The following is an 8,003-nucleotide window of genomic DNA, read 5'->3' on the forward strand; positions in this document are numbered from 1 at the left end:
GGCGGGGCCTGGACACGCGGCAGGTCGACCGCCGGCGCGGCCAGCGCCACGCCCGCGGTCAGCGCGAGGCCGAGGGCAACGATCTGCGAGCGTGTGAGGGACGCCATGGATGCGGTCACTCTCTGCGATCCGGTTTCGACGGATGCCGGCAAAGGACAGCCTCGGCGCCGAGCGTTAAGAACGCATTAACCGCGTGCGCGAAGGGTTTGCGCGGGGGTGGCGGAAGCCCTATGTCTGCGCCGCCCGCAGCGCGGCGCCGGACCACCGGCCCAGGCCGGAGCGGGCAACGAGACCGGCTGGGACGCCCGAGATGACCGAGACCACTGCGCGCCGCCTTCGGGGCTCCATGACCGCCCTGGTGACGCCGTTCCGCGACGGCGCCTTCGACGAGGCGGCGTTCCGAAAGTTCGTGGCCTGGCAGATCGAGCAGGGCAGCCACGGCCTGGTGCCGACCGGCACCACCGGCGAGAGCCCGACGCTGACGCACAGCGAGCACGACCGCGTGGTCGAGGCCTGCATCGACGAGGCCGGCGGCCGCGTGCCGGTGATCGCCGGCGCCGGATCGAACTCCACGGCCGAGGCGGTCGAGCGGGCGCAGCACGCCGAGAAGGCGGGCGCCGACGCGGTGCTCGTGGTCACGCCGTACTACAACAAGCCGACGCAGGGCGGGCTCTACGCCCACTTCAAGGCCGTCAACGACGCGGTCGGCATTCCGATCATCATCTACAACATCCCTCCGCGCTCCGTCGTCGACATGAGCGTCGAGACGATGGCGCGCCTGTTCGAGCTCAAGAACATCGCCGGGGTGAAGGACGCGACCGCCAAGATCGATCGCGTCAGCCTCCAGCGGCAGGCCATGGGCGAGGGTTTCATCCAGCTTTCGGGCGAAGATGCGACCGCGCTCGGCTACAACGCCCATGGCGGCCACGGCTGCATCTCGGTGGTGTCGAACGTGGCGCCGCGGCTCTGCGCCGACCTCCAGGAGGCGACGCTGTCGGGCGACTTCGCCAAGGCGCTGCAGCTGCAGGACCGGCTGCTGCCGCTCCAGGTCGGGCTATTCGCCGAATCCAACCCGTCGCCGGTGAAGTACGCCCTGGAACGCCTCGGCCACATGAGCGCCGACGTGCGCCTGCCGCTCGTGCCGGTCTCGGACGCGACCAAGGCGATCGTCGACGCCGCCCTGCGCCATGCCGGCCTCCTGGCCGGCTGACGCCAGGCACCGAAGAGACCGATGGCTCCCAAACCCGAACCGAACCGCCGCATCGTCGCCGACAACCGCGCCGCGCGCTTCCACTACGCGATCGAGGACACCCTGGAGGCCGGCATCTCGCTGACCGGAACCGAGGTGAAATCGCTGCGCAGCGGGCGCGCGACCATCGGCGAGGCCTATGCCGGCCCGTCGGGCGGCGACCTGATGCTGTTCAACGCCTACATCCCTGAATACGTCCAGGCGAGCCGCTTCAACCACGAGACCAAGCGCCCGCGGCGCCTGCTGATGCACCGCCGCCAGATCGACAAGTGGATCGGCGCGACGCAGCGCCAGGGCTACACGGTGGTGCCGCTGAAGATCTACTTCAACGAGAAGGGCCGCGCGAAGGTCGAGCTCGGCCTCGGCAAGGGCAAGCAGGCCCACGACAAGCGCGAGGCCGCCAAGGAGCGCGACTGGCAGCGCGACCGCGCCCGGATCATGCGCGACCGGGGGTAGCTCCCGGACGGCCGCGCGGGTCGGCTCGTCGATGCCCGGGCCGGGCTGCGAGAGTCCGATTGCGCCATCCCTCCCCCCATTGCGGGGGAGGGTGGGCCTCGCCTGAGCGAGGGTCGGGAGAGGGGAGCGCCGTATCCGGCACCGTCGCTCCCCTCTCCCGACCCGCTTCGCGGGCCACCCTCCCCCGCAGAGGGGGGAGGGAAGCGACGCGCAAATGTTCGTTAAAGAAAGCAGATTTCGAGGCTGGAACGAGAGAGGGCGTGCGCGATGCCCCATCTCGTTGAATCGCCCGCTCGAACCGGAGCCGCGCCATGGACCCGAACCTCGCCCTGCCCGCCGACCTTCCCGCCCCGATCGACGACGGTGCGGCGGCGCACCTGACCGGGATGAGGCTGCCGGACGTGTCGCTCGCGGCGACTGACGGCACCCGCGTCTCGCTGGCGAAGCTCGCCGGGCGGACAGTGGTCTTCGCCTATCCGCGCACCGGCGAGCCGAGACAGCCGAACCTGGTGGCGGACTGGGACGCGATTCCCGGCGCACGCGGCTGCACGCCGCAAGCGTGCGGCTTCCGCGATCTCCATGACGACCTGAAGGCCCGCGGCGTCGCGCAGGTGCACGGGCTCTCGACGCAGACGGGCGCCTACCAGCGCGAGGCGGCGACGCGCCTGCAGCTGCCGTTCACGCTGTTGTCGGACGCCTCGCGCGCCTTCGCGATGGCAGTGCGGCTGCCCACCTTCGAGGCGGCCGGCACCATCCTGCTACGCCGGCTCAGCCTCGTCGTCGACGACGGCGTCGTGACGAAGGTGTTCTACCCGGTGTTCCCACCCGATCGCAGCGCGGCCGACATCCTGGCCTGGCTCGATGGGGAGGGAACCGCGAAGGCCTAATCCTCCGCGGGGGCGTCCGGCGTTCCGTTCGCGCCCTGACGGATGCCGTAGCGGCTTTCCAGGCCCGGGTTGGCGCGGGCGGGCCGCTCGGCGTAGTCGCGCGTCCGGTCGCCGGCCGGGCGAGCCTGCCGCTCGCTGGGGTCTCGCCCGACCTTGCCGATCAGCTGCACGAGGTCGACGAACTCGTCGGCCTGGCGGCGCAGGTCGTCGGAGATCATCGCCGGCTGGGTCTGGATGGTGGAGACCACCGTCACCTTCACGCCGCGGCGCTGCATCGCCTCGACCAGCGAGCGGAAATCGCCGTCGCCGGAGAACAGCACCATGTGGTCGATGTACTGGCTCAGCTCGAGCGCATCGATCGCAAGCTCGATGTCCATGTTGCCCTTGACCTTGCGGCGGCCGAGCGAGTCGGTGAACTCCTTGGCGGGCTTGGTGACGACGCGGTAGCCGTTGTAGTCGAGCCAGTCGATCAGCGGACGGATCGAGGAATACTCCTGATCCTCGATCATCGCGGTGTAGTAGAACGCCCGAATCATGTTGTCGCGGGACTGGAATTCTTTCAGAAGCCGCTTGTAGTCGATGTCGAAGCCGAGGGCCTTCGTCGTCGCGTAGAGGTTGGCGCCGTCGATGAACAGGGCGCTGCGCTGTAGTGCACTCATGGCACGATCCATTTCTAAAATATAACCAAAACAATCATGGCACGTACCGCCCGCGGAAAAGCAGGTGGACGACACGCATCAAGGTTACGGGTGCAAAGTCGGCCCAACGGAGGACAGTGGACGCTGCTTGTTCCAAAAATCGCCGGCGACGGTGCGCAATAGTGACCGTACGGCATGTGTGAAGCGCACGATGGAATGTGTCAACCTTCGACGGAAAACGTCCTTTCGACGATCGGTCGACACAACCTCGTCGATCTTTTTCTCATTCGCCCCGCAACAACAGCGAAACATCTGCTGCCGGGACGATCAAACGCGCGTGAGCCCGTCGGCCGGCGCTCAGGCCTTCGGCATGGCGCGGCTGCCCGGCTTCACCGGCGGCAATGCGGCCAGCTCGGGCGGCAGCGCGTCGGGGGGATAGGCCGGGATGTCGAGGGTGACGAGCGAGAGCAAAGGCAGGCCGATCTCGCCGCGGCCGCCCGAGCGGTCGATCAGGCAGGCGGCGCCGACGATCTCGCCGGGCTCGCCCCGCAGCGAGGCGAGGCATTCGCGCGCGGACAGCCCGGTGGTGACGATGTCCTCGACGATCACCGCGCGCTGGCCGGCCGGGATGCTGAAGCCGCGCCGCAGGGTGAACGGGCCGCCGGCATCGCGCTCGACGAAGATCGCCCGCGCCCCGAGGTGCCGCGCGGTCTCGTAGCCGGGCACGATGCCGCCGATCGCCGGCGAGACGACGATGTCGATTGGGCCGAAGCGCGCCGTGATCACGGCGGCGAGCGCCCTGCACAGGCGCTCGGTGCGCGGCGGCTCGGAGAAGATCGCCATCTTCTGCAGGAAGACCGCCGAGCGCAGGCCGGAGCTCAGGATGAAGTGGCCTTCGAGCAGCGCGCCCGCATCGCGGAACTCCGCGAGAACCTCATCCGGACTCATGCGCACGGCTCCTCGCGGGGTGATGGCGAACGCCGCGCTTGTGGCAGCGGGAGCAGGTGGAGGCAAGCGGAAGGGGAAGCGTCGCGGCGCACCGCGTCGCGGCCGCTCGACCCTGGTTTCCGGCTCCGCGCCGTCGTTCCCGAGTGCAGAAGGCGAAGCCGGCATCCGGAGCCGCGGGTGCCGATCGAGACGGCGGCCATGGGCGGATCCAGCGTCCGGGCTGCGCTGTGCGGCTTCGGGATGAAGGCCGTGCGTCGATTGCGGGCGCGCCTCGTCCGCCGAGGCAGAAGCACGGATCGGAGGATGTTGCGCCGCCTACCCGTTCACCCGGTCGACCCGGCTCACCGTCCGCTTGCCGCGCAGCTCCGCGATGATCGCGTTCAGATGCTGCAGGTCCCAGACCGAGAGGTCGATCACGATGTCGGTGAAGTCCTGGGTGCGGCGCTTCATCGAGAGGTTGTCGATGTTGCCGTCGTGGTCGGCGATCACCTGTGCGATCTGCGCCAGCACGCCGGGCTCGTTGATCGATTGCGTGGCGAGCCGCGCGGGGAAGCGCTCGGTGGCGTCCGCCTCGATGTCCCAGCGCACGTCGAGCCAGCGCTCGGGCTCGTTGTCGAACGCGGCCAGGGCCGCCGACTGGATCGGGTAGATCGTCACGCCGACGCCGGGCGTCAGGATGCCGACGATGCGGTCGCCGGGCACCGCGCCGCCGTCCGGGGCGAAGCTCACGGGCAGGTCGCCGGCGAGGCCGCGGATCGGGATCGCGTCGGTTCCGTCCGCCGCGCCGCCGCCCGGGAAGGTCAGGCGCATGGTCTGGTCCTTCGACCGGATCAGGCGGCCGGCGCCGTTGACTACCGGTTGCGGCACCCCGGCCGGGCCCGATTTCCGCTCGTCCTTGTAGTCTGGGTAGACGCCGCGCACGACGTCGCCCGAGAACATCTCGCCGCGCCCCACCGCCGCGAACACGTCCTCGGCCGAGGCGCGGGCGAGGCGCGGGAGCGCGCCGCGCAGCTTGTCGTCGGTGAAGCTCTTGCCCGCGCGCTCGAACGCCCGGTCGAGGATCTGGCGCCCGAGGCCGGCATATTGCCGACGCACCGCCGAGCGGGTCGCGCGCCGGATCGCGGCGCGGGCCTTGCCGGTGACGACGAGCGATTCCCAGGCGGCCGGCGGCGCGGCGCCGTCCGAGCGCGAGATCTCGACCTCGTCGCCGTTGGCGAGCTCGTGCAGCAGCGGCGCCATCCGGCCGTTGATCTTGGCGCCGACCGCCGAGTTGCCGACGTCGGTGTGCACCGCGTAGGCGAAGTCGATCGGCGTGGCGCCGCGCGGCAGGGCGATGAGCCGGCCCTTCGGCGTGAAGCAGAACACCTGGTCCTGGAACAGCTCGAGCTTGGTGTGCTCGAGGAATTCCTCGGGGCTGTCGCCCTCGGCCAGCAGCTCGATCGTGCGGCGCAGCCACTGGTAGGCGCCGCTCTCGGCCGCCAGCCGCGGGGCGACGCCGCCCTCCGGCTCGCGGCCGGCCGGCAGCTTGCCGGCCTCCTTGTAATGCGCGTGCGCGGCGATGCCGTACTCGGCGATGTCGTCCATCGCCCGGGTGCGGATCTGCAGCTCGACGCGCTGGCTCTTCGGGCCGATCACCGTGGTGTGGATCGAGCGGTAGTCGTTCTGCTTCGGCGTCGAGATGTAGTCCTTGTAGCGCCCCGGCACCATCGGCCAGGTGGTATGGACGACGCCGAGCGCCGCGTAGCAATCGTCGAGCGTCTCGACGACGACGCGGAAGCCGAACACGTCCGAGAGCTGCTCGAAGGCGACGGATTTGCGCTCCATCTTCGACCAGATCGAGAACGGCCGCTTCTGGCGGCCGGTGACGGCGGCCTCGATCCCGCGGGCGGAGAGTTTTGCGGTCAGGTCGCGCTCGATGGTGTCGACCAGGCTCTCGGTCTTCGCGGTGAGGTCGGAGAGCCGCCGCGTGACGGTGGCGTAGATCTCCGGCTTGAGGTTGCGGAAGGACAGGTCCTCCAGCTCCTCGCGCAGCTCCTGCATGCCCATGCGGCCAGCCAGCGGCGCGTAGATGTCCAGCGTTTCCTGCGCGATCCGCTCGCGCTTGTCGGCGCGCATGTGCTGGAGCGTGCGCATGTTGTGCAGGCGGTCGGCGAGCTTGACCAGCAGCACGCGCACGTCCGCCGCCACGGCGAGCAGCAGCTTGCGGAAATTCTCGCCTTGCGCCGCGCGCTTCGAGACGAGGTCGAGGCGCTTGAGCTTGGTCAGGCCGTCGACCAGCGCGCCGATCTCGGGGCTGAACAGCTCGCGGATCTCGTCGAGCGTCGCCGCCGTATCCTCGACGGTGTCGTGCAGCACCGCCGCGACGATGGTCGCGTCGTCGAGGCGCAAGTCCGTGAGGATCGCGGCGACCTCGAGGGGATGGGCGAAGAACGGGTCGCCGGATGCCCGCTTCTGCGTGCCGTGCGCGCGCATGGCGTAGACGTAGGCACGGTTGAGCAGCGCCTCGTTCGTCGCGGGGTTGTAGCGCTTCACCCGCTCGACGAGTTCGTACTGGCGCATCATCCGCCGGGAGACCCTTTCCGATCGCGAGGAGGCGCAAGTCTCACGCAAGCCGCGGCCGCGCGCCAGCCCCGAATGCGTCGCAGCCCGAGAAAGCCGGGGCGGCGCGCAAGCAAAAGGCCCGGCGTCTCCGCCGGGCCCGTGAAAGTCCGAAGTCCGGCGACGACGCCGAAGGCTACTCGCCCTCGTCGTCGGTCTCGACGGGCGGCGCCAGGTTCTCGAGGCCGCGGAGCAGGTCCTCCTCGCTCATGCGGTCGAACTGCGGCGCGGAATCGTCGCTCGCGGCGGTCGGCGAGACGGCGGCGGCGGTGGGCGAGCTCGACAGCAGCGGCACGGCCTCGGCCTCCGGCTCGTCGACCTCGACGTACTTCTGCATCGAGTGGATCAGCTGTTCCTTGAGGTCGTCGGCGGTGATGGTCTCGTCGCCGATCTCGCGGAGCGCCACGACCGGGTTCTTGTCGCGGTCGCGGTCCACGGTGAGCGGCGCGCCGGCGGCGAGGAGACGCGCGCGATGGCTCGCGAGCAGGACCAGCTCGAACCGGTTCTCGACCTTCTCGATGCAATCTTCGACGGTGACGCGAGCCATGCGCGGCGGCTCCTTCCAGCGGATACGGGGATGTCGGGCGGTGCCGGCTCATACACCGGTTGCGGTTTGGCAACAAGCACAGCGGTTTATTGCGTCGTGCATCCCCGCGAGACCGTGCCGCCGACGGCACGAATCGCCGAGCCGCGACGCTCCGGGGCGCAGGCTCCGTTTGTGCGCTGCATTGTTGACACCCGCGGCGGGTGGTGCGACTGCGCCGCCCTTTCCGACAATGGGTTAGGCGACGGAGCGACCGTGCGGGCACTCATCTTTCCGGGCCAGGGCAGCCAGGCCGTCGGCATGGGCAAGGCGCTGGCCGAGGCCTTCCCGCAGGCGCGCGCCGTGTTCGCCGAGGTCGACGACGCCCTGGGCCAGCCGCTCTCCCGCGTGATGTTCGAGGGCCCGCTCGACGCGCTGACGCTGACCGCCAACGCGCAGCCGGCGCTGATGGCCGCGAGCCTCGCGGTGCTGCGGGTGCTGGAGGCCGAGCGCGGGCTCGATCTCGCGCGCGACGTCGCCTTCGTCGCCGGGCATTCGCTCGGGGAATATTCCGCCCTCGCCGCCGCCGTCTCGCCGACCGCCGCGAGCGACGATTCCGCGCCGCAGTTCGACCGCATGAGCGAGGAGGACCTGCTCCGCGGCCTCGAGAACCTGGCGCCGCCCGTCGAGACCGACGACGAGGG

The 8,003-nt window shown here is 70.1% G+C and carries 8 protein-coding genes; 4 read left to right on the plus strand and 4 right to left on the minus strand.

Features of this window, described 5'->3' with window-relative positions; genetic code table 11:
• The first annotated feature begins 310 nt into the window (after positions 1–310).
• From dapA to FV223_RS14710, 3 genes are all read left to right on the plus strand, one after another.
• Positions 311–1,210: a 4-hydroxy-tetrahydrodipicolinate synthase gene (gene dapA, locus FV223_RS14700; RefSeq protein WP_147727736.1), complete on the plus strand. Its 900-nt coding sequence runs from the start codon at positions 311–313 to the stop codon at positions 1,208–1,210.
• Between the two features lie 21 nt (positions 1,211–1,231).
• Positions 1,232–1,705 carry an SsrA-binding protein SmpB gene (gene smpB, locus FV223_RS14705; protein ID WP_147727737.1) on the plus strand — a complete coding sequence of 158 codons (474 nt, stop codon included), beginning with the start codon at positions 1,232–1,234 and terminating at the stop codon, positions 1,703–1,705.
• Between the two features lie 311 nt (positions 1,706–2,016).
• Positions 2,017–2,592 carry a peroxiredoxin gene (locus tag FV223_RS14710; protein ID WP_147727738.1) on the plus strand — a complete coding sequence of 192 codons (576 nt, stop codon included), beginning with the start codon at positions 2,017–2,019 and terminating at the stop codon, positions 2,590–2,592.
• On the opposite strand, the gene FV223_RS14715 is transcribed toward FV223_RS14710, so the two are convergent.
• The 4 genes from FV223_RS14715 to rpoZ all read right to left on the minus strand — a co-directional run bounded on the left by FV223_RS14715 (position 2,589) and on the right by rpoZ (position 7,323).
• Complete coding sequence (locus FV223_RS14715) at positions 2,589–3,251, minus strand: NYN domain-containing protein (protein ID WP_147727739.1); 663 nt, start codon at positions 3,249–3,251, stop codon at positions 2,589–2,591. The two genes, FV223_RS14710 and FV223_RS14715, sit on opposite strands and share 4 nt — an antisense overlap.
• A gap of 336 nt (positions 3,252–3,587) precedes the next feature.
• The gene (pyrE, locus tag FV223_RS14720; RefSeq protein WP_147727740.1) at positions 3,588–4,178 is read right to left on the minus strand and encodes an orotate phosphoribosyltransferase; all 591 of its coding nucleotides are present in this window, start codon (positions 4,176–4,178) and stop codon (positions 3,588–3,590) included.
• A 315-nt stretch (positions 4,179–4,493) separates the two neighbouring features.
• Positions 4,494–6,740 carry a bifunctional (p)ppGpp synthetase/guanosine-3',5'-bis(diphosphate) 3'-pyrophosphohydrolase gene (locus FV223_RS14725; protein WP_147727741.1) on the minus strand — a complete coding sequence of 749 codons (2,247 nt, stop codon included), beginning with the start codon at positions 6,738–6,740 and terminating at the stop codon, positions 4,494–4,496.
• A 172-nt stretch (positions 6,741–6,912) separates the two neighbouring features.
• Positions 6,913–7,323 (minus strand): DNA-directed RNA polymerase subunit omega, encoded by a 411-nt coding sequence (gene rpoZ, locus FV223_RS14730; RefSeq protein WP_147727742.1) that lies wholly within the window; start codon positions 7,321–7,323, stop codon positions 6,913–6,915.
• A 297-nt stretch (positions 7,324–7,620) separates the two neighbouring features.
• On the opposite strand from rpoZ, the gene FV223_RS14735 reads away from it, so the two are divergent.
• A partial coding sequence (locus FV223_RS14735; protein WP_246689688.1) for an acyltransferase domain-containing protein occupies positions 7,621–8,003 on the plus strand: 383 nt, incomplete at its 3' end.

It is taken from the genome of Methylobacterium sp. WL116, assembly GCF_008039455.1.
GTDB lineage: Bacteria > Pseudomonadota > Alphaproteobacteria > Rhizobiales > Beijerinckiaceae > Methylobacterium.

What these genes read in the sequence shown, in the direction of transcription:
- pyrE (WP_147727740.1), bottom strand. Translation starts at nt 4,178, where the DNA reads ATGAGTCCGGATGAGGTTCTCGCGGAGTTCCGCGATGCGGGCGCGCTG.
- smpB (WP_147727737.1), top strand. Translation starts at nt 1,232, where the DNA reads ATGGCTCCCAAACCCGAACCGAACCGCCGCATCGTCGCCGACAACCGC.
- FV223_RS14725 (WP_147727741.1), bottom strand. Translation starts at nt 6,740, where the DNA reads ATGATGCGCCAGTACGAACTCGTCGAGCGGGTGAAGCGCTACAACCCC.
- dapA (WP_147727736.1), top strand. Translation starts at nt 311, where the DNA reads ATGACCGAGACCACTGCGCGCCGCCTTCGGGGCTCCATGACCGCCCTG.
- rpoZ (WP_147727742.1), bottom strand. Translation starts at nt 7,323, where the DNA reads ATGGCTCGCGTCACCGTCGAAGATTGCATCGAGAAGGTCGAGAACCGG.
- FV223_RS14715 (WP_147727739.1), bottom strand. Translation starts at nt 3,251, where the DNA reads ATGAGTGCACTACAGCGCAGCGCCCTGTTCATCGACGGCGCCAACCTC.
- FV223_RS14710 (WP_147727738.1), top strand. Translation starts at nt 2,017, where the DNA reads ATGGACCCGAACCTCGCCCTGCCCGCCGACCTTCCCGCCCCGATCGAC.